The organism is Kitasatospora sp. NPDC001660 (assembly GCF_053596725.1).
This window is the reverse complement of the sequence record NZ_JBSFGU010000004.1, coordinates 247929-269168: the sequence shown is the minus strand read 5'-3', so window position 1 is coordinate 269168 and position 21240 is coordinate 247929. Positions and strand designations below refer to the sequence as shown.

Annotated in this window: 21 protein-coding genes and 1 pseudogene; 11 read left to right on the top strand and 11 right to left on the bottom strand. The window is 72.4% G+C overall.

The features are described 5' to 3' along the window. Nucleotides 1-236 precede the first annotated feature (236 nt). From ACWCXH_RS06580 to cobU, 4 genes and pseudogenes are all read right to left on the bottom strand, one after another. The gene (locus tag ACWCXH_RS06580) at nucleotides 237-1736 is read right to left on the bottom strand and encodes a leucyl aminopeptidase (RefSeq protein WP_449800213.1); all 1500 of its coding nucleotides are present in this window, start codon (nucleotides 1734-1736) and stop codon (nucleotides 237-239) included. A gap of 264 nt (nucleotides 1737-2000) precedes the next feature. Then, nucleotides 2001-2789 (bottom strand): adenosylcobinamide-GDP ribazoletransferase, encoded by a 789-nt coding sequence (locus ACWCXH_RS06575; protein WP_449800212.1) that lies wholly within the window; start codon nucleotides 2787-2789, stop codon nucleotides 2001-2003. Between the two features lie 206 nt (nucleotides 2790-2995). Beyond that, nucleotides 2996-4111 (bottom strand): nicotinate-nucleotide--dimethylbenzimidazole phosphoribosyltransferase, encoded by a 1116-nt coding sequence (locus tag ACWCXH_RS06570; protein ID WP_449800211.1) that lies wholly within the window; start codon nucleotides 4109-4111, stop codon nucleotides 2996-2998. A gap of 28 nt (nucleotides 4112-4139) precedes the next feature. Beyond that, a pseudogene (gene cobU / locus ACWCXH_RS06565) lies at nucleotides 4140-4694 on the bottom strand (bifunctional adenosylcobinamide kinase/adenosylcobinamide-phosphate guanylyltransferase); the annotation flags it as partial. Between the two features lie 125 nt (nucleotides 4695-4819). Between cobU and ACWCXH_RS06560 the strand changes: the two are divergent. Next, nucleotides 4820-5020: a hypothetical protein gene (locus ACWCXH_RS06560; RefSeq protein WP_449800210.1), complete on the top strand. Its 201-nt coding sequence runs from the start codon at nucleotides 4820-4822 to the stop codon at nucleotides 5018-5020. 16 nt (nucleotides 5021-5036) lie between these two features. Here ACWCXH_RS06560 and ACWCXH_RS06555 read toward each other — a convergent pair whose 3' ends face one another. After that, nucleotides 5037-5777 (bottom strand): class I SAM-dependent methyltransferase, encoded by a 741-nt coding sequence (locus tag ACWCXH_RS06555; protein ID WP_449800311.1) that lies wholly within the window; start codon nucleotides 5775-5777, stop codon nucleotides 5037-5039. 173 nt (nucleotides 5778-5950) lie between these two features. After that, on the bottom strand, nucleotides 5951-6547 hold the full coding sequence (locus ACWCXH_RS06550) for a DUF3043 domain-containing protein (protein WP_449800209.1): 597 nt from the start codon (nucleotides 6545-6547) through the stop codon (nucleotides 5951-5953). A 300-nt stretch (nucleotides 6548-6847) separates the two neighbouring features. On the opposite strand from ACWCXH_RS06550, the gene ACWCXH_RS06545 reads away from it, so the two are divergent. Together ACWCXH_RS06545 and pspAA are read left to right on the top strand one after the other, a co-directional pair. After that, a complete protein-coding gene (locus ACWCXH_RS06545; protein WP_449800208.1) occupies nucleotides 6848-7657 on the top strand; it encodes a PspA/IM30 family protein in 810 nt (269 codons plus the stop codon). 37 nt (nucleotides 7658-7694) lie between these two features. After that, entirely contained in the window at nucleotides 7695-7988 is a 294-nt protein-coding gene (gene pspAA / locus ACWCXH_RS06540) for a PspA-associated protein PspAA (protein ID WP_449800207.1), read from the top strand. A gap of 80 nt (nucleotides 7989-8068) precedes the next feature. Here the strand turns inward: pspAA and nadA are convergent, their stop codons facing one another. Then, nucleotides 8069-9253, bottom strand: a complete 1185-nt coding sequence (gene nadA / locus ACWCXH_RS06535) for a quinolinate synthase NadA (protein ID WP_449800206.1) — start codon at nucleotides 9251-9253, stop codon at nucleotides 8069-8071. 222 nt (nucleotides 9254-9475) lie between these two features. Between nadA and ACWCXH_RS06530 the strand changes: the two genes are divergently transcribed. The 3 genes from ACWCXH_RS06530 to ACWCXH_RS06520 all read left to right on the top strand — a co-directional run bounded on the left by ACWCXH_RS06530 (nucleotide 9476) and on the right by ACWCXH_RS06520 (nucleotide 12574). Further along, on the top strand, nucleotides 9476-10399 hold the full coding sequence (locus ACWCXH_RS06530; protein WP_449800205.1) for an NADP-dependent oxidoreductase: 924 nt from the start codon (nucleotides 9476-9478) through the stop codon (nucleotides 10397-10399). A gap of 147 nt (nucleotides 10400-10546) precedes the next feature. Then, complete coding sequence (locus tag ACWCXH_RS06525; protein WP_449800204.1) at nucleotides 10547-11011, top strand: Lrp/AsnC family transcriptional regulator; 465 nt, start codon at nucleotides 10547-10549, stop codon at nucleotides 11009-11011. A gap of 189 nt (nucleotides 11012-11200) precedes the next feature. After that, complete coding sequence (locus tag ACWCXH_RS06520; RefSeq protein WP_449800203.1) at nucleotides 11201-12574, top strand: pyridoxal phosphate-dependent decarboxylase family protein; 1374 nt, start codon at nucleotides 11201-11203, stop codon at nucleotides 12572-12574. Nucleotides 12575-12631: 57 nt separating this feature from the next. Here ACWCXH_RS06520 and ACWCXH_RS06515 read toward each other — a convergent pair whose 3' ends face one another. Continuing rightward, nucleotides 12632-13492: an N-acetyltransferase family protein gene (locus ACWCXH_RS06515; RefSeq protein WP_449800202.1), complete on the bottom strand. Its 861-nt coding sequence runs from the start codon at nucleotides 13490-13492 to the stop codon at nucleotides 12632-12634. A gap of 243 nt (nucleotides 13493-13735) precedes the next feature. On the opposite strand from ACWCXH_RS06515, the gene erpA reads away from it, so the two are divergent. Next, on the top strand, nucleotides 13736-14089 hold the full coding sequence (gene erpA / locus ACWCXH_RS06510) for an iron-sulfur cluster insertion protein ErpA (protein ID WP_449800201.1): 354 nt from the start codon (nucleotides 13736-13738) through the stop codon (nucleotides 14087-14089). Nucleotides 14090-14172: 83 nt separating this feature from the next. Here the strand turns inward: erpA and ACWCXH_RS06505 are convergent, their stop codons facing one another. Then, nucleotides 14173-14862 carry a hypothetical protein gene (locus ACWCXH_RS06505; RefSeq protein WP_449800200.1) on the bottom strand — a complete coding sequence of 230 codons (690 nt, stop codon included), beginning with the start codon at nucleotides 14860-14862 and terminating at the stop codon, nucleotides 14173-14175. Nucleotides 14863-14965: 103 nt separating this feature from the next. Further along, nucleotides 14966-15175, bottom strand: coding sequence for a hypothetical protein (locus tag ACWCXH_RS06500; protein ID WP_449800199.1), 210 nt, complete (start codon nucleotides 15173-15175; stop codon nucleotides 14966-14968). A 255-nt stretch (nucleotides 15176-15430) separates the two neighbouring features. On the opposite strand from ACWCXH_RS06500, the gene ACWCXH_RS06495 reads away from it, so the two are divergent. After that, nucleotides 15431-16408 carry a carbohydrate kinase family protein gene (locus tag ACWCXH_RS06495; protein ID WP_449800198.1) on the top strand — a complete coding sequence of 326 codons (978 nt, stop codon included), beginning with the start codon at nucleotides 15431-15433 and terminating at the stop codon, nucleotides 16406-16408. Here the strand turns inward: ACWCXH_RS06495 and ACWCXH_RS06490 are convergent. Beyond that, nucleotides 16401-17819, bottom strand: a complete 1419-nt coding sequence (locus ACWCXH_RS06490; protein ID WP_449800197.1) for an aminotransferase class V-fold PLP-dependent enzyme — start codon at nucleotides 17817-17819, stop codon at nucleotides 16401-16403. The two genes, ACWCXH_RS06495 and ACWCXH_RS06490, sit on opposite strands and share 8 nt — an antisense overlap. A 365-nt stretch (nucleotides 17820-18184) precedes the next feature. Here ACWCXH_RS06490 and ctaC point away from each other — a divergent pair, with 365 nt between their 5' ends. From ctaC to ACWCXH_RS06475, 3 genes are read left to right on the top strand one after another with little or no spacing between them, the layout of a single operon-like run. Further along, on the top strand, nucleotides 18185-19039 hold the full coding sequence (gene ctaC, locus ACWCXH_RS06485; RefSeq protein ID WP_449800196.1) for an aa3-type cytochrome oxidase subunit II: 855 nt from the start codon (nucleotides 18185-18187) through the stop codon (nucleotides 19037-19039). Next, complete coding sequence (gene ctaD / locus ACWCXH_RS06480; RefSeq protein WP_449800195.1) at nucleotides 19036-20811, top strand: aa3-type cytochrome oxidase subunit I; 1776 nt, start codon at nucleotides 19036-19038, stop codon at nucleotides 20809-20811. Before ctaC ends, ctaD begins: the two co-directional genes overlap by 4 nt. Further along, nucleotides 20811-21227 (top strand): cytochrome c oxidase subunit 4, encoded by a 417-nt coding sequence (locus ACWCXH_RS06475; protein WP_449800194.1) that lies wholly within the window; start codon nucleotides 20811-20813, stop codon nucleotides 21225-21227. The genes ctaD and ACWCXH_RS06475 overlap by 1 nt, the downstream gene beginning before the upstream one ends. The last annotated feature ends 13 nt before the right edge of the window (nucleotides 21228-21240 follow it).

Sequence of the window (21240 nt, the reverse complement as noted above, 5' to 3'; positions counted from 1 at the left end):
GGTGGGAACACCCCCGACGGAAGGGCATCATCGCAGCTCAACGCGGGGTTTCCGGCTGTCGGACGGGCCTCGGGGAGGGCCCTGGGCGCAGCCTCTTCCGCAGTGCGGAACAAAGTTTCGCCCGCAGCGAACAGAGGTGCGGGGCCGGGTGGCGGCCTACCTGCGAGTAACCCGTCCGGAACGCCGGAGGGGCCCGGCGCACACGCGCCGGGCCCCCTCCGAGCGGGTCGGCCGGGTCAGGCCTTCGCCGCCGCCGTCCGCTCGGCGAACGCGACCAGGGTGCGCACCGCGCTCGCGGTGCCGCCCTTCGGGGTGTAGCCGAACGGCGCGGCCTCGTGGAACGCCGGGCCGGCGATGTCCAGGTGCGCCCAGTCGGTGCCCTCGGCCACGAACTCCTTCAGGAACAGGCCGGCCACCAGGCCGCCGCCCATCCGCTCGCCCATGTTGGCCAGGTCGGCGATGGTCGACTCGGTCATGCCCTTGCGCAGCTCGGCCGGCAGCGGCATCGGCCAGGACTGCTCGCCGACCTCGCCCGCGAGGGCGTGCAGGGTGTCGCGCAGCTCGTCGTTGTTGGACATCACGCCGAAGGTGCGCGTGCCCAGGGCCAGCACCATGGCACCGGTCAGGGTGGCCACGTCGACGATGACGTCCGGGTTCTCCTCGCCGGCGCGCACGATCGCGTCGGCCAGGACCAGCCGGCCCTCGGCGTCGGTGTTCAGCACCTCGACGGTCTTGCCGCCGTACATGCGCAGCACGTCACCCGGGCGGGTGGCCGAGCCGGACGGCATGTTCTCGGCCAGCGCCAGCCAGCCGGTGACGTTGACGGCCAGGCCGAGGCGCTTGGCCGCGACCACGGCGGCGAACACGGCGGCGGCGCCGGCCATGTCGCACTTCATGGTCTCGTTGTGGCCGGCCGGCTTCAGCGAGATGCCGCCCGAGTCGTAGGTGATGCCCTTGCCGACGAACGCCAGCGAGGCCTTGGCCTTCGGGTGGGTGTAGGCCACCTTCACCAGCCGCGGCGGGTTCGCCGAGCCGCCGCCGACGCCCAGCAGACCGCCGAAGCCGCCCTTGCCGAGCGCCTTCTCGTCCAGCACCTCGACCTTGAGGCCGTGCTCCTTGCCGGCCGCCTGGGCGATCGCGGCGAAGCTCTTCGGGTTCAGGTCGTTCGGCGCGGTGTTGACCAGGTCGCGGGCGCGGTTCATCTCCTCGCCGATCGCGGCGGCGCGCTCCGCGGCGGCCTTGGCGTCCTTGCTGCCCTTGCGCGGGGCCAGCACGACGAGCTCGCCGACCGGCTCCTTGCCGGCCTCGCCCTTGTAGGTGCCGAAGGAGTACGAGCCGAGCAGGCCGCCCAGCGCGACGGCCTCGACCTCGTCCGCGGACTCGGCCGGCAGGGCCAGTGCGGCCTTCTTGGCGCCGGCCAGGGTACGGGCGGCGACACCGGCGGCGCGGCGCAGCGTCTCCAGCTCGTAGCGCTCCTCGCCGGCCTCGCCGAGGCCGACCGCGAGCACGAGCGCGGCCTTCAGGCCGGCGGGGGAGGGCACCTTGACGGCCTCGCCCTCGGCGCCGGTCGCGCCCAGGGTGGCGAGGACCTCGGTCAGCTTGCCCTCGAACGCCTCGTTCACGGCCTCGGTGCCGGCGGTCAGCACGATGCCCTTGGGGCCCTTCGCGACACCGACCACCAGCGCGTCCGCGCGCAGCGAGGCGGCGGCGGAGGTGCTCACAGACAATGCAGTCACGTAATGCGTCCTGTTCTTTCGCGGTCCACGGCCGGTCGCGGCGAGGCTGCCGCACCGGCGCAGCCCGGCGGGCGTCGCGGTTTTCCCGCCGGCGCGGGTCGGGTGGTCCGGGTCCCCTGGCTACGCGCACCCGCCGTCGGCGGCCACGCACACCAGAGGCCCCGGCTCCTCGCTGTGCGCCGGGCGGGCAGGACCTGCGACGGTGCAGGGCTGCGGTGCTCCCCGCATGGTAGTCCGCATGCTGGGATCACGCGCCGCCCGGTGTCAGCCGAGCAACGCCAGGGCGAACAGCGAGCCGGTCGCCGCGGTTTCCGCCATGGCGCCGAGCACGTCCCCGGTGATTCCGCCGAACCGTCGTACGCAGCGCCGGAGCAGCAGCCATGCGCAGCCGGCGCCGAGGGCTACTGCCACCGGCAGTCTGAGAAATGACGATCCGTCGAGCACGCCGGCAGCGGCCAGGAGGAACGCCGCCGCGGCCGTCCCGGCCAGCGCGGCCGAGGGGGCGACGGTGCTCGCCACCATCGCCCCGAGCCCGCCCGGCCGGGCGGGCGGCACCGACCGCAGGCAGCCCCAGGCGAGCGCGCACCGCGCGGTCACCGCGCAGGCGAGCACCGCGAGGGCGCCGCGCAACGTCGAGTGCCCGAACTGTCCTGCCAGCGCGGCGATCTGGGCCAACAGGGCGAGAACCAGCACGAGCACGCCGAACGGTCCGATATCGGACTGCTTCATGATGCGCAGCGCGTCCTCGGCCGGCTTTCCGCTGCCCAGTCCGTCGGCGACGTCCGCGAGCCCGTCCAGGTGCAGCCCCCGGGTGAGCGCCGCGAGCACCCCCACCGCCGTCACCGCCCCGAGCAGTCCGCCGGCCCGCCACGCCACGAGCGCCCCGGCCCCCGCCGCGATGCCGCCCAGCACGAGCCCCACGACCGGCGCCAGCACCATGGCCCGCCCCCCGGCCGCCCGGTCCCACCGCTCGACCCGCACCCGCAGAACCGACAGCGTTCCGAACGCGAACCGCACCCCGTCCCCGACCCCGGCGCGCTCACCGTTCGACACGAAACGTTCCTCTCGGGCGAGAGCGCCCCCGGCCAGGGGCGCTCTGTGAACTGTCGGGCCTTCACCCAGGGGCGCCGGGGGCGGAACCGTGCGCATTCGGAAGCCTCTGGCCGGAACCCGAATCGCCGGCAGCCGGTTGCACGCGCCGGCGACCGAAAGCGCTCAGCTCTCGGCGCCCCGCGATGCCAGGGCCCGCACCGGGCTCCCTACAGCCTCCGCAGCAGGTCCGCCGCCGAAGGCAGCTTCGGCTGTTCCTTCGGCGCCGACGGTACGTACGCCCGCGGCGCCTCGTCCGCGAGCGCGTCCCCCGCGGCCTGGAGCAGCGGCAGCGCCAGCAGCGCGCCGACGCCCTCGCCCATCGTGATCCCCTGGTCCTGCATCGGCGTCAGCGTCAGCCGGTCGTACGCCTTGGCCTGCGCCGGCTCCCCGCTGGACTGTCCGGCCCGCCACCACTCCGGCGCCCGGAACGCGATCCGCTGCGCGACCAGCGCGCAGGCCGCCGAGACGACACCGTCCAGCACCACCGGCAGCTTCCGCACCGCGGCCTGCAGCAGGAAGCCCGTGATCGCCGCGAAGTCCGCCCCGCCGGTGGCGCCGAGCAGCGCCAACTGGTCGCCGAGGACCGGCCGGGCCCGCCGCAGCGAGTCCCGGATGGTCGCGCACTTGACCATCCACACCCGGTCGTCGATGCCGGAGCCGCGCCCGGTCACCGCGGCGGCGTCCGTCCCGCACAGGGCGCCGATCAGCACCCCGGCGACGGTCGTCGAGCCGACCCCGAGGTCGCCCAGCAGCACCAGGTCCGTCCCGGCGTCGGCCTCCTCGTCGGCGACGGCCATGCCGGCCCGGAAGGCCCGGACGGTCTCCTCGGGGGTGAGCGCGTCCTCGACGTCGATCCGCCCGGAGCCGCGCCGGACCCGGTGGGTGACCACCTCGTCCGGGAAGTCCGCCGGGTCGGTGTCCACCGCGACGTCGACGATCCGCACGTCGGCGCCGTACCGGGCGGCCAGCCGGGCGACCGGCGCGGTGCCGTCGAGCACGGCCCGCACCCGGGCCGCGGTGCCGCCCTTGGCCGACAGCCGGGACACCCCGAGCGCCGCCACGCCGTGGTCGGCGGCGAACAGCAGCACCTTGGGCGCCGAGACCGGCCGCACCGGGGAGCGCCCCTGCACGGACGACAGCCAGCTGCCCAGCTCCTCCAGCTTGCCGAGCCCGCCACGTGGCCGGCCGGCCGCCTGCCAGCGCTCGTCGGCGGCCCGCCTGGCGCTCTCGTCGGGGCGCTCGACGAGCGAGGAGAACGTATCGAGATCCACGGTCGTGTCCATCGTCGGGAAGGCTACACGCCACAGGTGTTCACGCTGCGGCTGGCTTGACCGTCAGAACCTGCCCGGCCACGACCAGCAGCACACGCTCCGAGACGTCCGCCACGGCCATGTTGAGCCGGCCCAGGGTGTCGCGGAAACGGCGTCCGGCGGCGGTCGCCGGGACGACACCCATGCCGACCTCGTTGCTCACCGCGACGGCGTGCCGCCCGGTCGCCCCCCAGGCCCGTGCGAGGGCGTCGCACCGCCGCTGCACGGCGGCCTCCCCGCCGTCGGCCCACGCCGCGTCGTCCCAGGCGTCGCACTCGTCCATCACCGAAGTCAGCCACAGTGCGAGGCAGTCGACCAGCACCGGCGCCGGATCGGCGGTGTCCGCGAGGACGGCCTCCAGGTCACAGGTCTCGGCGGTGCGCCAGCTCGCCGGCCGCCGCTCGCGGTGCAGGGCGACCCGCTGGGCCCACTCGGCGTCGCCGTCCCTGGTGCCGCCGGTGGCCACGTACAGGACGTCCGCCCGGTCGGCGAGGAGCTGCTCGGCCTTGGTGGACTTGCCGGAGCGCGCACCGCCGAGGAGGAGCGTGCGGGAGGGTTCGAGGTGGGTCGCCATGCCGCCCATCCTGCCGGACCAGGCATACGGAAGATCGTGCCGGGCAGGCTAAGGTGCGCAGCACACGGGCAGCGTGGTCAGTGGGTCGTCGGCGGGAGGAGCCGGGCATGGTCTGGACGTGGCGGTACGAGAAGGCGGACGGCACCGAGCTGGCGTCGGGCGTCGGGCACGAGGAGTTCGCCGGCCAGGGGGACGCCGAGACCTGGATCGGGGAGACCTGGAAGCAGCTCGCCGAGGGCGGCGTCGACACGGCCGTTCTGCTGGAGGACGACCGGGTGGTCTACTCGATGAGCCTGCACGAGGAGTGACTCCCCGTCAGGGAGCCTACTTCGCCCCGACGACGTGCAGCAGCGCGGCCACCTGGCGGTACGGGTCGGTGCGGCCGGCGCGGTCCTCGGCCTCCAGCAGCTGGGCCAGCTGCCGCCCGTCCACCGGCGGGGCCGCGTCGTCGGGGGCGTTGTCGGTGAAGACCCGCACGCCGTACCAGTGCTTGAGCGGCACCGACACCTCGGAGAGCGTGACGGTGAGGTCGGCGAGCCGGTCGGCGCGGGCGGCCAGCCCGAGCCGGTTGTAGTAGCGGTCGCTCTCGAACGCGTGCAGGGCGGCCCGCCAGTCCCCGGTGGCGGCGGGCCGCAGGGCGAGCGCGCCGCGGTTGCGGACCAGTAGCGAGAGCAGTCCGCCGGGCGCGAGCAGCCGGGCCAGCGAGGCGATCATCGGGTCCGGGTCGGGCAGGTACATCAGGACGCCGTGGCAGAGCACGACGTCGAAGCTGCGGGGTCCGAACCAGCGTCCGCACTGGTGGCCGTCGCCGCTGAGCAGCTGGATCCGGCCGCGGACCTCGGACGGTTCCTCGGCGAGCGCCCGCTGGGCGACGCCGAGCGCGACCGGGTCGGAGTCGATGCCGGTGACGTAGTGGCCGGCCCGGGCCAGGCGCAGCGCCTGGGTGCCCTGGCCGCAACCGATGTCGAGGACGCGCTGCGCGTCGCGGCCGGCCAGCTGTTCGGCGAGCTGGCGGGCGACCAGCTCCTGGCGGACGAAGTTGCGCAGTCCGCCGAGCCGGTCCAGCCAGGCGCCGGTGCCGCCGGCGAAGGAACCGCTGCGGGAGGGCAGCCGCCGTTCCTGGCCGGACCGTTCCTGGCCGAGCCGGTCGTGCCCGCCGTCCCCCTGGCCCGGCAGCGCGTACAGGCCGGGCCCCTCCCAGGTCGGCGGGGCCCAGCCGGAGTCCACCGGTTCGGCGGTCAGGGCCGCTCCCCGCGACGGACCTGCGGCTTGGGCAGCCGCAGCCGGCGCATCTGCAGGATGCGCATCAGGCCGTAGGCGACCGCCCCGCGGGTGTTCTGGCCGGCGAAGCGCTCGCCGAGCTGCTTGCGCAGGCCGAAGCCGAGGCGGACGAAGTCCAGCGCGACCAGCACGAAGAACAGCAGGAACAGCATGGTGGAGAGCAGCTGCAGGGCCGGCACCTTGATGATGCTGAGCACCAGGATGAGCACGGCGGCGGGGAGGAAGAACTCGGCCAGCGACCAGCGGGCGTCCACGTAGTCGCGGGCGAACTTGCGCACCGGGCCCTTGTCGCGCGGCGGCAGGTGGCGCTCGTCGCCCTCCATGAGCGCCTGGCGCTGCTTCTCGCGCTCGACCCGCATCCGGTCGCGGGCCTGCCGGGCCGCCTCCTTGCGGTCCTTGGGCACGGTCACCCGGGTACGCCGGTTGGCCTCGGCCTCACTGCGCTTGGGAGTGGGCCGGCCCTTCTTGGCCTGCGGGTCGCGGGCCTGGGTCGTCTCGTCCTGCTTCTCCAGCACGGTGGAGGCAGCGGCATCATCTGAACGGCGTCGGAACACACCACCAGCGTACGGGGTTCGGCGACGCTCCTCGGGGCCGCCTTGGACGCAAACGCGTATCGATCCGCGAGGTGGGAGCCCGGCCGGGGTCCTCCGGCCCCTTCCCGTAGGGGATCAGTCGGGTGGAGGATGAGGGGGATGAGAGCCGGATCCACCCCGGGGATGAGGAAGTGGCGCACCGCGCTGTAGCAGTCTTGTTGCAGGCAGGTGGACTGCGGCGACGGACTCGCTGCACATACACTCGTCGTGTCTGGTAACGAGATAGAGACCGCAGGCCGGAGAAGGGGGCACCCGAGGCCCATGAGCGACGGAATCATGAAGCGTATGGGGCTGATCTTCCGCTCCAAGGCGAACAAGGCCTTGGATCGGGCGGAGGATCCGCGTGAGACGCTCGACTACTCCTACCAGAAGCAGCTCGAACTGCTGCAGAAGGTACGGCGTGGCGTCGCGGACGTCGCGACCTCGCGCAAGCGCCTGGAACTCCAGCTGACCCAGCTCCAGCAGCAGTCCGCGAAGTACGAGGACCAGGGACGCAAGGCGCTGTCGCTCGGCCGCGAGGACCTCGCGCGCGAGGCGCTGACCCGCAAGGCCAACATGCAGTCCCAGATCAACGACCTGGAGACGCAGTACCAGGCGCTCCAGGCCGAGGAGGAGAAGCTCACGCTCGCCTCCCAGCGGCTGCAGGCCAAGGTGGACGCCTTCCGCACCAAGAAGGAGACCATCAAGGCCACCTACACCGCGGCCCAGGCGCAGACCCGCATCGCCGAGTCCTTCTCCGGGATCTCGGAGGAGATGGGCGACGTCGGCCTGGCGATCCAGCGCGCCGAGGACAAGACCGCGCAGATGCAGGCGCGGGCCGGCGCGATCGACGAGCTGCTGGCCTCCGGCGCGCTCGACGACGCGAGCGGTCTCGGCCGCAAGGACGACATCGAGGCGGAGCTGGAGCGCGTCGCCGGCGGCTCGGACGTCGAGCTGGAGCTGGCCCGCATGAAGGCCGAGCTGGCCGGCGGTCCCTCGTCCGGTCCGGCCGCGATCGAACAGGGCAAGCCGGCGCAGCAGCCGCAGGACGCCCACCCGCAGGACACCCCGCGCATCAACTACAACAAGTGAGCTGAGCTCCACCCCACGAACCAGGGAGACGCACGGCATGATCATGAGGGTCATGGGTGAGGGGCAGTTCGAGGTCGGCGAGGACCACCTGAACCTCCTCAACGAGCTCGACGCGGAGCTCGTCACCGCAGTGGACTCGGGGGACGAGGAGCTCTTCCGCTCGGCGTACGGCAAGCTGCTGGACGCCGTGAAGCAGTACGGCACCAGGCTGCCGGACGACTCGCTGGAGCCGTCCGAGCTGATCCTGCCGGCGGCCGAGGCGACCATCGACGAGGTCCGCGCGCTGCTGATGGCCGACGACGAGGGCGTCATCCCGGGATACCCGGAGTAGCCTTCCGCACCGCTCCGCGCCAGACGAAAGGGCGGGCCCCCTCCATCGGAGGGGGCCCGCCCTTCGTACACCGGGTCTCGCTACGGCAGGGCGAGCATCCGGTCCAGCGCCGCCTTGGCGTACTTCTCGGTCTCCGGGTCGACGGAGATCACGTTCGGCACCCGGCCCTCGACCAGCGACTCCAGCGCCCAGACGAGGTGCGGCAGGTCGATCCGGTTCATGGTCGAGCAGAAGCAGACCGTGCGGTCGAGGAAGACGATCTCCTTGTCCGGGTGTGCCTTGGCGAGGCGGCGGACGAGGTTCAGCTCGGTGCCGATGGCCCACTTGGAGCCGGGCTCGGCGGCGTCGAGCGCCTTGATGATGTACTCCGTCGAGCCGACCATGTCCGCGGCGGCGACGACCTCGTGCCTGCACTCCGGGTGCACCAGGACGGTGACGCCGGGGATGCGCTCGCGGACGTCGTTCACCGAGTCCAGGCTGAACCGGCCGTGCACCGAGCAGTGGCCGCGCCAGAGGATCATCTTGGCGTTCCGCAGCTGCTCGGCGGTCAGGCCGCCGTTCGGCTTGTGGGGGTTGTACAGGACGCAGTCGTCCAGCGAGAAGCCCATCTCGCGCACCGCGGTGTTGCGGCCGAGGTGCTGGTCGGGCAGGAACAGGACCTTCTGTCCCTGCTCGAAGGCCCACTCCAGGGCGCGCTTGGCGTTGGAGGAGGTGCAGATGGTGCCGCCGTGCCTGCCGGTGAAGGCCTTGATGTCGGCGGAGGAGTTCATGTACGAGACCGGGACGGTCACGTCGGCCACGCCGGCGTCGGTCAGCACGTCCCAGCACTCGGCGACCTGCTCGGCGGTGGCCATGTCGGCCATCGAGCAGCCGGCCGCGAGGTCGGGCAGGACCACCTTCTGGTCGTCGCCGGTCAGGATGTCCGCGGACTCGGCCATGAAGTGCACACCGCAGAAGACGATGTACTCGGCCTCCGGGCGGGCCGCCGCGTCCCGGGCGAGCTTGAAGGAGTCGCCGGTCACGTCGGCGAACTCGATCACCTCGTCGCGCTGGTAGTGGTGGCCCAGGATGAAGACGCGGTCGCCGAGCGCGGCCTTGGCCGCGCGGGCGCGCTCGACGAGGTCCGGGTCGGAGGCGGGGGGGAGGTCACCGGGGCACTCGACGCCGCGCTCGCTGTTCGGGTCGGCCTCCCGGCCGAGCAGCAGCAGAGCGAGCGGCGTCGGGGTGGGGTCGACGCCGTGGGTCTCGGTGATGGTGGTGGTCACGGGCGGGTGCCCTTCTGTGCGGCCGATCAAGCGGTTGAGCCTTTTCGTCTATCTGACGCTATCTATTCTAACCGGTTAGCGTCAGAGTGACGATGGCCATCCTGTCGATGTGACGAGAACCGCTCGCCGGATCGGACCCTCCGGCCGAGCCGGATGACCGATATGGGGCAGTCCGCCCGTGGCCGAATCGGTATCCGGCCCGCCCCGGGTATGGCTGGGCGCATGAAGGCAATCGCGATCAACCGCTACGGCGGCCCCGAGGTGGTCGAGTACACCGATCTGCCCGACCCCAGGGTCGGCCCGGACTCGGTGCTGGTGGAGGTCCGCGCGGCCGGGGTGAACCCGGTGGACTGGAAGGTCCGCGAGGGCGCGCTGGACGGCATGCTGGACGTGCACTTCCCGCTGGTCATGGGCTGGGACGCGGCCGGCGTGGTCCGCGCGGTCGGCGGCGGCGTCACCGAGTTCGCGCCGGGCGACGAGGTCTACGGCTACGTCCGCAAGGACACCGTCGAGCACGGCACCTACGCCGAACTCGTCGCCGCGCCCGTGCGCACCCTCGCCCGCAAGCCCGCCGCGCTCGACTGGGCGCAGTCCGGCGGCCTCCCGCTGGCCGGGCTCACCGCCCTGCAGTGCGTCGACGCGCTCGGGCTGAAGACGGGGGAGACCCTCCTGGTGCACGCGGCCGCGGGCGGGGTCGGCCACCTGGCCGTCCAGATCGCCCGGGCCCGTGGTGCCCGCGTGATCGGCACGGCCGGCGAGCGCAACCACGACTACCTGCGCGGCCTCGGCGCCGAGCCGGTCGCGTACGGCGAGGGCCTGGCCGAACGGGTCCGCGCGCTCGCCCCGGGCGGCGTGGACGCGGCCCTCGACCTGGTCGGCCACGGCGCCGTCCAGGTCTCGGCGGGCCTGGTCGCCGACCCGGCGCGGATCGCCTCGATCACCGACTACCGGGTGAAGGAGTTCGGCGGCCACTACGTGTGGGCGCGCCCGGACGCGGCCGGGCTCGCCGAACTCGCCGCGCTCGCCGACGAGGGCCGGCTCACCGTCACCGTCGCCTCCACCTTCCCGCTTGCCCAGGCCGCCTCCGCCCAGGCGCTCAGCGCGGAGGGCCGCACCCGGGGGAAGATCGTGCTCCTGGTGACCTGACGAGTGGGCCAACGGTCGCCTCCCGGTCATCCGTCAGCGATGAACTCGCGCATGTCATCCGCCAGAATGGGTGCCGAACCGTTTCGGCAGAGAGGCCACTGCCGTCCCGGCCGCCGATCCCCGCACGACCCGTGGAGCCCCGCACCGATGAGCAGCAGCCGAGCGCACGAGGTGGCCGGGGCCGACCTGGACGAGACCGACCGGCTGCTCCTCGCCCGCCTCGGCATCGACGGCCGCGCCTCCTACGCCGAGATCGGCCTCCAGGTGAACCTCTCCGCCACCGCCGTCCGCCGCCGGATCGACCGGCTGCGGGCGCGCGGGGTGGTCCGCGGCTTCACCGTGGTGCTCGACCCGGCCGTGCTCGGCTGGCAGACCGAGGCCTTCGTCGAGGTGTACTGCCGCGAGCGGACCGCCCCCGAGGAGATCCTCGCGAGCCTGCGCCAGTTCCCCGAGGTGGTCGCCGCCTGGACGGTCACCGGTGACCCGGACGCCCTCGTCCACCTGAGAGCCGCCGACATGCGCCACCTGGAGGCCGTCATCGAGCGCATCCGCCGTGAGCCCGGCGTCCAGCGCAGCCGCTCCTCCGTCGTCCTCTCCCAACTGATCGGCTAGGGCCAGCCCGGCAAGCCACGCAGGAATCCTGCGCGGACCGCCCCGAAGACGCTCGAAACCTGCCTGACCAGCCGCGTTCCGACGCGCGACACCCCCCTTGCGCTGCCTACGCTGATCACGTCCGGTCAGCGCGGTGAACACCCCCGCCCGGCCGGATCCCCCGCAACCCCACAGCCGAGAGGGACAGCCGTGTCCGCAGCCCCCGACCGCATGCACCGGCCCGACAACGAACTGGTCGACCTGGTATTCGACTACATGCGGGAGCGGCTGCAGTACGACCCCGTCCCGCTCGACCACCCCGGCGACGGCGAGCACCTGCGCGCCCAGCTGGCCGGTCTGCTGAACCCGGACGGCAACAGCCCGGCCGACGTGCTCAAGCTCTACGACCACGAGCTGTCCCGCGCGGTCATCTCCGCCGACAGCCCGCGCTACCTGTCCTTCATCCCGTGCGCCCCCACCAAGGCCGCGCTGCTGTTCGACATGGTCGTCTCCTGCGCCTCCCTCCAGGGCATCTCCTGGCTGGAGGCGGCCGGCGCGATCGCCGCCGAGAACCAGGTGCTGCGCCTGATAGCCGACCGCGCGGGCCTGCCCGGGACGGCCGGCGGCTGCTTCGTCTCCGGCGGCTCGGCGGGCAACCTGTCCGCCCTGGTCGTCGCCCGCGACACCGCGCGCCGCAGGCTGGCCGAGGACGGTCGTCCGCAGGCGCGCCTGCGCATAGCCGTCGCCGACCAGGTGCACTCCTCGGTCAAGAACACCTTCAACATCATCGGCGTGGAGCCGTTCAAGGTCCCGACCGTCAACCGGCGGTTCACCGGCGAGGCCCTGCGCGCCGCCCTGGCCGCCGACCCCAACCCCGAGACGGTGATCGCCGTCGTCGGCACCGCCGGCACCACCAACGAGGGCATCGTCGACGACCTCCAGGGCCTCTCCGAGGTGGCCCGCGAGCGCGACATGTGGTTCCACGTGGACGGCGCCTACGGCGGTGCGGGCCTGTTCGCCCCCTCGGTCCGCGCCCGCTACAACGGCATCGAGCACGCCGACTCCTTCGTGGTGGACCCGCACAAGTGGCTGTTCGCCCCGTTCGACTGCGCCGCGCTGATCTACCGCAACCCGCAGCTCGCCCGCGCCGTCCACACCCAGGACGCCTCCTACCTCGACGTCCTGCACACCGAGGGCGACGAGTGGAACCCCACCGACTACGCCTACCACCTGACCCGGCGCGCCCGCGGCCTGCCGCTCTGGTTCTCCCTCGCCGTGCACGGCACCCAGGCGTACACCGACGCCATCGAGACCGGCCTCAAGCTGGCGCAGGACACCGCGCAGCTGATCCGCGACACCGAGCACCTGGAGCTGCTGTTCGACCCGCAGCTCTCCGCGGTCTGCTTCAAGCGCAAGGGCTGGACCAACGACGACTACTACCGCTGGTCGCAGCAGCTGCTCGCGGACCAGATCGGCTTCGTCACCCCCACCGGCTGGGACGGCGAGACGGTCGCCCGCTTCGCCTTCCTGCACCCGGGCACCACGATGGAGATGGTCCGGGAGATCCTGGACACCATGGCCTGAGCCGAACGGCTGCGACCGCGGCCCCGCCGGAGCACCTCCGGCGGGGCCGCCGCGCGCCTACAGGAAGGCCCCGCTCGGCAGGTACGGCGCCGGCGGCCGCATCCCGTGCAGGCCGACGTAGCCCCCCGGCTCCGGGCTGAGCCCGACCTCCAGGCCGACGTCCAGCGCCCACTCCTGCTCGGCGGTGAGGAAGTCCACCCGCGCCCGCGCCCCCTCCGGCACCCGGGCCAGCGCCTCGCGCAGCAGCCGCGCGGCGATCCGCTTGGTGGTGGCGGCCAGCAGCTTCACCGCGCCGCCGTCCCGGTAGCAGTAGCCGCTGCCGGCCAGCGCGTCGGCGATCAGCAGCTCCTCGAAGTGGCCCAGCATCAGCTCGTGGTCCGGTCCGTGCGCCGAGCCGCGCAGCCGCCGGTCCACCGAGTCCAGCAGGTGCCGGTGGGTCGCGTTGCCGCGGTGCACCGGGATGTCCCCGGGGTCGACCAGCCCGGCCCGGTCCACCCGGCCGCTCAGCCGCATCGCCGGGTGCAGCGTGAACCCGGCGAGCCGGTAACGGCGGGCCGCCGCCGCGGACTGCGGCACGCACACCATCCCGCGCAGGCAGCCGCGCCCGTGGGCCGTCGCCCGCTCCAGCAGCAGCCGCCCGACGCCCTTGCCCTGCGCCTGCGGCCGGACCGCGAACAGCGACGGCGTCCACAGCCCCTCCCGGCGCATCGACAGCACCGCGCCGACCGCCTCCCCGCCGGTCTCCGCGAGCCAGCAGCCCTGCGGATCGGTGCGGGCCAGGTGTCTGGCGCGGGCCAGCTGCAGCGGCGACGGCGCCGGGACCGGGGCGCCGCCCTCCAGGGCGGCGGACGAGGCGAGGGCGATCTCCCGGACGGCCTCCGCGTCGGCGGCGGTGTCCCTGACCTGGCGCAGGATCATGCCCACCATCCTGGCGTCCGCGGCGCCGCCGCGAGGCCGGTTCGCCCGGATCGGCGGCTTCGGCGGTGACCGGTCCATCCCGGTTGTGCGAGCATGGGGACGGTAGGGGACGCGGGTGGCACACCCGGTCCACGGAAGATTCGCCGCCGAAAGGCCGGAAAACCGCAGCCGTCCGGGAAATGAATCCGGACGACAGTTGGTTGGCACTGGCGGTAGACCGTCGTCAAGACCGGGAGAAAGCAGATGACCGTCCAGGACGAGACCACCGTCGAGAGTGGCATCCTCCTCACCGATGCCGCCGCGGCCAAGGTCAAGGCCCTGCTGGAGCAGGAAGGCCGCGACGACCTCGCGCTCCGTGTCGCCGTCCAGCCCGGTGGCTGCTCCGGCCTGCGTTACCAGCTGTTCTTCGACGAGCGCTCGCTCGACGGCGACGTGATCAAGGACTTCAACGGTGTGAAGGTCGTCACCGACCGGATGAGCGCCCCGTACCTCGGCGGCGCCTCCGTCGACTTCGTCGACACCATCGAGAAGCAGGGCTTCACGATCGACAACCCGAACGCCACCGGCTCCTGCGCCTGCGGCGACTCGTTCAGCTAGGACCGAGCGACTGGGCGGTTGACGAAGGCGGCCCCGGGGAGCACCCCCGGGGCCGCCTTCGTGCCGTGCTCAGGGGCGGCCCGCTACTGCGCGGCGCCGTCCGGCGAGACCGGGTCCGGGCCCATGTGCGGGTCCGCCTCCAGCGGGATCTCGTGGCCGGTCGACAGGTCGTTCACCGTCCGCCCGGCCAGCGGCGCGCGCAGATCGGCCGTGACCGCCTGCCGCTTCGCCAGCTCGCTGCACACCTGCCCGGACCGCACCGGCGCCGCCACGACGATCTTGACGTCCACCTGACCCGGGTGCGACTCGTCCGCCTTCAGCGCGTACTGCTGGCACACCCCGCCGTAGAAGTACACGGTCAGCTTGTTGCTGCCGTCCACCCGGTACGTGACCGCCGGACGCACGGCCGGTGTCGCCCCGGCCGGGTTCGGCTCGCCGACCGCGATGCCGGGGCCCGGGGGAGTGGCCCCCGACGGCGGCACCGAGCCGGGGGCGGTCCCGGCCGGCTTCGGAGCCTGGCTCGGCACGTCCGGCCCGCCGGAGGCGCTCGCCGTCGGCGCGCCCGCGGACCCGGTGGCCGACGGATCGCCGGACGGCGTCGGCGCCACCGGGGAGCCCGAGGCCGAGGCCGACGCCGTGGCCGACGCCGTGGCCGCCGCCTCCGAGGACGGCTTCCCGTCCCCGTTGCACCCGGCCACCGTCACCGCCGCCGCCAGCACCAGACCCGCCAGCACCACCGCCCGCCGACCGCGCGGCATCCTCTCCTGCTCCATCTGCACATCCTCCCGAGGGCTCAGCGGCGCCGCCTCCACGGCCGCTCCGCGCGGATGTGACGTGGCCCGGACGGATCCGGTTCCGCCCGGCTCCGGGGGAGCCTCAGTTGTCGTACTCGGCCATCCCCGCGACCAGCCGCTGGGCGCCGGACGGCACCCGGAAGCCCGCGAGCGCGGGGGCGCTCGGCTCGGGGCCGGCCGCCAGCAGTGGCCAGAACCGGCGCAGCCGCCGGGAGGAGTCGACCAGTGCGTCGAGCGTCTCGCCGTCGGCGTCGCCGCGCAGCACGGGAGGCGAGGGGGGACTGGGCATCATCGGGCACCGCTCCGATCCAGGTCGTGCCGTGGCGGCATCGCCACGGTCACCGGGGGCGCCGGTCCGGCACGCCCCTGTTGCCGACCCTAGGACCACGTTCTTCCCGCCCACCAGTGCTACTCGGAGGTAGTACACGTTCGTCCGGCGACCGTGCCATTTCCGGCACTCGTGCGACCTGGTCGCGCCCGCCGGGTACCGTGAATGGGTTCACCCCGTTCGCCCCATGGCCCCGCCGCCATCCTGAGGAGACCTCCCGTGCGTATCGCCGTCGCCGGCTCGATCGCTACCGACCACCTGATGACGTTCCCCGGCCGGTTCGCCGACCAGCTGGTCGCCGAGCAGCTCCACACCGTGTCGCTGTCCTTCCTCGTCGACACCCTGGACATCCGCCGCGGGGGCGTCGCCCCGAACATCGCGTTCGGCATGGGGGTGCTCGGACTCCGCCCGATCCTCGTCGGCGCGGCCGGGGCGGACTTCGCCGAGTACCGCAGCTGGCTGGAGCGCAACAACGTGGACTGCCAGTCCGTCCACATCTCCGAGACCCGGCACACCGCCCGGTTCATGTGCACCACCGACGAGGACCACAACCAGATCGCCTCGTTCTACACCGGCGCCATGGCCGAGGCCCGCAACATCGAGCTGAAGCCGATCGCCGACCGGGTCGGCGGCCTCGACCTCGTCCTGATCGGCGCGGACGACCCGCAGGCCATGGTCCGCCACACCCAGGAGTGCCGCACCCGCGGCTACGCCTTCGCGGCCGACCCCTCCCAGCAGCTGGCCCGCCTGGACGGCCACGACATCCGCGAGATCGTCGACGGCGCCGCGTACCTCTTCACCAACGAGTACGAGGCCGCTCTGATCGAGAGCAAGACCGGCTGGGGCGCCGACGAGCTCCTCACCCGGGTCGGCACCCGGATCACCACCCTCGGCAGCAAGGGCGTCCGGATCGAGCGCAAGGGCGAGCCCGCCATCGTCGTCGGCTGCGCCCCCGAGGAGACCAAGGCCGACCCCACCGGCGTCGGCGACGCCTTCCGGGCCGGCTTCATCTCCGGCCTCTCCTGGGACCTGGACCTCGAGCGCGCCGCCCAGCTCGGCTGCATGCTCGCCACCCTGGTGATCGAGACCATCGGCACCCAGGAGTACGAGCTGCGCCCGGCCGGCTTCCTGAAGCGCTTCGAGGACACCTACGGCGCCGAGTGCGCCGCGGACATCCGCCCGCACCTGGTCAAGTAGTCCGCCGCACCAGGTAGGCCGAGCCCCGGTCGCCGCCGTAGTCGGCGGCCGGGGCCTCACCCGCGTACTCCTGGTCGCGCATGTCGCACCAGGCCGGGATGTCGAGTCGGGCCGCCTCGTCGTCCGAGAGCACCGCGACCGTTCCGCCCACCGGCACCTCACCGATCCGCTTGGCCAGCTCGATCACCGGCAGCGGGCAGCGCTTGCCGAGCGCGTCGATCACCATGACGCGCCCGCCCGCCTCCGCCCGGGTCGGTGTCGCGACGCTCTCCCCGGGCGCGGGCAGGTCCAGCCCGAGCGGGGCCCGGACCCCGGCCACCAGCTCCGGCAGGACGGCCAGGAACCGCTCGACGTCCGCCTCGGCCGTCCCGTACGGCAGCGAGACCCGGACGTTCCCCTCGGTGAGCACCCCCATCGCGGCCAGCACATGGCTGGGCGTCAGCGTGGACGAGGTGCAGGACGAGCCGGAGGAGACCGCGAAGCCGGCCCGGTCCAGCTCGGTCAGCAGCACCTCGCCGTCCACGTACAGGCAGGAGAAGGTGACGATGTGCGGCAGCCGCCGCACCGGGTCGCCGACCACCTCCACCTCGGGCACCAGCCGCGGCACCCGGGCCCGGATCCGCTCCACCAGCGCGTGCAGCCGGGCGTTCTCCCGCTCGGCCTCGGCCCGCACGGCCCGCAGCGAGGCGGCGGCGGCCACGATCGCCGGGACGTTGACGAAGCCGGGCACCCGGCCGCCCTCGCGCTCGTCGGCCGGCAGCGGCGAGGCGTACCGGACGCCCTTGCGCACCGCCAGCACCCCGACCCCGGGCGGCCCGCCCCACTTGTGCGCGCTCGCGGCCAGCAGCGACCACCCGGCGGGCACGTCGATCCGGCCGGCGCTCTGGGCGGCGTCCACCAGCAGCGGGACCCCGGCCTCCCGGCAGAGCCCGGCGACCTCCTCGACCGGCTGGACCGTCCCCACCTCGTGGTTGGCGCTCTGCAGCACGGCCAGCGCGGTGTCGTCCCGGAGCAGTCCGGCGAAGCCGTCCGCCGAGACCCGCCCGGCCCGGTCCACCGGCACCACAGAGACGCCGCCGCCGGAGGCTTCGTGCCTCTCGGCGACGTGCAGCACGCTGGAGTGCTCCACCGCCGAGTGCACCAGGTGCCCGCCGCGCCGCCGGTTCCCGGCCAGTGCGCCCAGCATGCCGAGCTGCACGGCCTGCGTGCCGCTCGCGGTGAAGGAGACCTCGTCCGCCCGGGCGCCGAGCACCTCGGCCACCGTCTCGCGGGCGGCGTCCAGCAGCATCCGGGCCTGTCGCCCGGACCGGTACAGTCGCGCCGGATCGGCCCACCCCTCGTCCAGCGCGGCGGTCAGGGCCTGCCGTGCGACGGGGTGGAGCGGCGCCGTCGAAGCCACGTCGAAGTACACGGTCACATTTAACGGCACGCCCGCTCGGATCGGAGCCCGGTGGCGGTGCTCACCGCCCGTCAGTCGATCATCCCGAATGTCCGCTTCGTCCGTGTCCGACGGACCGTCATCCACGGTGCGCGAGGTCATCCCCCGATCGGGGGTACGGACCTCGAATGCCTGCGATGACCTGCGACGCAGCCCCTGCCGGGCCTGATCGGGCGACCGGGCGGCGCGTTACCGGGGGCTGCCCGTCAGGAGCGCATAAGGCTGGAGTAGGGTTTGGCCCGCATAAGCATTCAAACCGTGCCCGTGGACGGGTCGCCGGGGAGGGCAGTCCTCCTCGGGGCGACGCGAAGGCGGGCGAGACTTCGGGAAGGCGCTACGTGAGTCCCAACGGCTCCGACCGCTCGCCGCGGCGCACGATGCGGCGGAAGCTGCCTCAGGCGCTGGCACTGGGCCTCGTCATCGCGACCGCCACCGGCTGCTCGGCCAACGACCTCCCCAGGCTTGGCCTCCCGAGCCCTGTCACCAAGGAAGGACCCATGGTCCTCCAGATGTGGCAGGGCTCCTGGATCGCGGCGCTGGTGGTCGGCGTACTGATGTGGGGTCTGATCATCTGGAGCGTGGTCTTCCACCGGCGCAGCCGCACCGGTGTGGAGATCCCTCCGCAGACCCGGTACAACGTGCCCATCGAGGCGCTCTACACCGCGGTCCCCATCATCATCGTTTCGGTGCTCTTCTACTTCGTCGCCCGCGACGAGTCCAGGCTGACCGCCGTCTCCGAGAAGCCGCAGCACTACGTCAACGTGGTCGGCTTCCAGTGGAGCTGGGCGTTCAACTACGAGAACACCGAGACCCCCGACCCGGCCAACAAGGACGCCGCGTACGAGGTGGGCACTCCTCAGGACGCGCCCACGCTCTGGCTGCCGGTCAACGAGACGGTCCAGTTCCGTCTCACCTCGCGTGACGTCATCCACGACTTCTGGCCCGTCAACTTCATGATGAAGATGGACGTCGTGCCGGGCGTGGTGAACAAGTTCGAGGTCACGCCGACCGTCAAGGGCGAGTACAGGGGCAAGTGTGCCGAGCTCTGCGGCACCGACCACTCGCGCATGCTGTTCAACGTCAAGGTCGTCGACCGTGCCGACTACGACAAGCACCTGGCTGACCTCCGGGCCAAGGGCCAGACCGGCGCGGTGCCCTCGGGCGTCATCTCCATGGGAAGTGAAGAGAAGTGACCATCCTCAACGAGCCCGCCGCGGCCGGCGGGGGCGCCGAGGCCGTCACGGTCGGGGCGCAGCGGACCCGCAAGCCGGGCGCGACCATCATCAAGTGGCTCACCACCACTGACCACAAGACGATCGGCACCCTGTACCTGGGCACGTCGTTCGCCTTCTTCCTGATCGGTGGCATCCTCGCCCTGGTCATGCGTGCCGAGCTGGCTCGTCCGGGGACCCAGATCCTGTCGAACGAGCAGTTCAACCAGGCGTTCACGATGCACGGCACGATCATGCTGCTGATGTTCGCGACGCCGCTGTTCGCCGGCTTCGCGAACTGGATCATGCCGCTCCAGATCGGCGCCCCGGACGTGGCGTTCCCGCGTCTGAACATGTTCGCGTACTGGCTGTACCTCTTCGGCTCGACCATCGCCGTGGCCGGCTTCCTCACCCCGAACGGCGCCGCGAGCTTCGGCTGGTTCGCCTACTCGCCGCTGTCGGACGCCGTGCACTCGCCGGGCGTCGGCGGCGACATGTGGATCATGGGTCTGGCCTTCTCCGGCTTCGGCACGATCCTCGGTGCGGTCAACTTCATCACCACGATCATCTGCATGCGCGCTCCGGGCATGACGATGTTCCGCATGTCGATCTTCGTGTGGAACACCCTGCTGACCGCGGTGCTGGTCCTGCTGGCCTTCCCGGTGCTGGCCGCCGCGCTGTTCGCCCTGGAGGCGGACCGCAAGTTCGGTGCGCACGTCTTCGACCCGACCAACGGCGGCGCGCTGCTCTGGCAGCACCTGTTCTGGTTCTTCGGTCACCCCGAGGTGTACATCATCGCGCTGCCGTTCTTCGGCATCGTGTCGGAGATCATCCCGGTCTTCAGCCGCAAGCCGATGTTCGGCTACTCCGGCCTGATCGCGGCCACCATCGCGATCGCCGGTCTGTCCGTGACGGTGTGGGCGCACCACATGTACGTCACCGGCCAGGTGCTGCTGCCGTTCTTCTCCTTCATGACCTTCCTGATCGCGGTCCCGACCGGTGTGAAGTTCTTCAACTGGGTCGGCACCATGTGGAAGGGCTCGCTGAGCTTCGAGACCCCGATGCTCTGGACCGTCGGCTTCCTGGTCACCTTCCTCTTCGGTGGTCTGACCGGTGTTCTGCTGGCCTCCCCGCCGATCGACTTCCACGTCTCGGACTCGTACTTCGTCGTCGCCCACTTCCACTACGTGGTCTTCGGCACCGTCGTCTTCGCGATGTTCGCCGGCTTCCACTTCTGGTGGCCGAAGATGACCGGCAAGATGCTGGACGAGCGCCTCGGCAAGATCACCTTCTGGACGCTGTTCTTCGGCTTCCACACCACCTTCCTGGTGCAGCACTGGCTCGGCGCGGAGGGCATGCCCCGCCGCTACGCCGACTACCTGGCCTCGGACGGCTTCACCACGCTGAACACCGTCTCGACCATCGGCTCGTTCGTGCTCGGCATGTCGATCCTGCCGTTCCTGTACAACGTCTGGAAGACCGCCAAGTACGGCGAGAAGGTCGAGGTCGACGACCCGTGGGGTTACGGCCGCTCGCTCGAGTGGGCGACCTCCTGCCCGCCGCCGCGGCACAACTTCCTCACCCTCCCGCGGATCCGCTCCGAATCCCCGGCCTTCGACCTCCACCACCCGGAGATCGCCGCGCTGGACTACCTGGAGAACCACGGTGAGGAGGCCAAGCACCTCGCCGGCGTGACCCCGGCGAAGTACGACGCCCCGCAGCTGGGCAAGGGCAAGAAGGACGGCGACGCCTGATGAAGGAACAGGGAAAGATCTTCCTCGGCCTGTCGGTCTTCGTCCTCGCGATGGCGATCACCTACGGCCTGTGGACGAACCACTCGGACCTCGGCATCGAGGCGGCCGGCACCACCGCGCTGTTCCTGGCCTTCGGTCTGTGCGCCTTCATCGGCTACTACCTCGCCTTCACCGCCCGCCGGGTGGACAGCGGCGCGGGTGACAACCCCGAGGCCGAGGTCGCGGACGACGCCGGCGAGCTGGGCTTCTTCGCCCCGCACAGCTGGCAGCCGCTCTCGCTGGCCATCGGCGGCGCGCTGGCCTTCATGGGCGTGATCTTCGGCTGGTGGCTGCTGTTCTGGTCGATCCCGATCATCCTGATCGGCCTGTTCGGCTGGGTCTTCGAGTTCTACCGGGGCGAGAACCAGAACCAGTAGGGTTCCGCCGCAG

Coding starts and splice junctions, on each gene's coding strand:
- ACWCXH_RS06545 (WP_449800208.1), top strand. CDS start 6,848: ATGAGCGACGGAATCATGAAGCGTATGGGGCTGATCTTCCGCTCCAAG.
- ACWCXH_RS06515 (WP_449800202.1), bottom strand. CDS start 13,492: ATGATCCTGCGCCAGGTCAGGGACACCGCCGCCGACGCGGAGGCCGTC.
- ACWCXH_RS06525 (WP_449800204.1), top strand. CDS start 10,547: ATGAGCAGCAGCCGAGCGCACGAGGTGGCCGGGGCCGACCTGGACGAG.
- erpA (WP_449800201.1), top strand. CDS start 13,736: ATGACCGTCCAGGACGAGACCACCGTCGAGAGTGGCATCCTCCTCACC.
- ACWCXH_RS06500 (WP_449800199.1), bottom strand. CDS start 15,175: ATGATGCCCAGTCCCCCCTCGCCTCCCGTGCTGCGCGGCGACGCCGAC.
- ACWCXH_RS06530 (WP_449800205.1), top strand. CDS start 9,476: ATGAAGGCAATCGCGATCAACCGCTACGGCGGCCCCGAGGTGGTCGAG.
- ACWCXH_RS06505 (WP_449800200.1), bottom strand. CDS start 14,862: ATGGAGCAGGAGAGGATGCCGCGCGGTCGGCGGGCGGTGGTGCTGGCG.
- pspAA (WP_449800207.1), top strand. CDS start 7,695: ATGATCATGAGGGTCATGGGTGAGGGGCAGTTCGAGGTCGGCGAGGAC.
- ACWCXH_RS06560 (WP_449800210.1), top strand. CDS start 4,820: ATGGTCTGGACGTGGCGGTACGAGAAGGCGGACGGCACCGAGCTGGCG.
- ACWCXH_RS06570 (WP_449800211.1), bottom strand. CDS start 4,111: ATGGACACGACCGTGGATCTCGATACGTTCTCCTCGCTCGTCGAGCGC.
- ACWCXH_RS06475 (WP_449800194.1), top strand. CDS start 20,811: ATGAAGGAACAGGGAAAGATCTTCCTCGGCCTGTCGGTCTTCGTCCTC.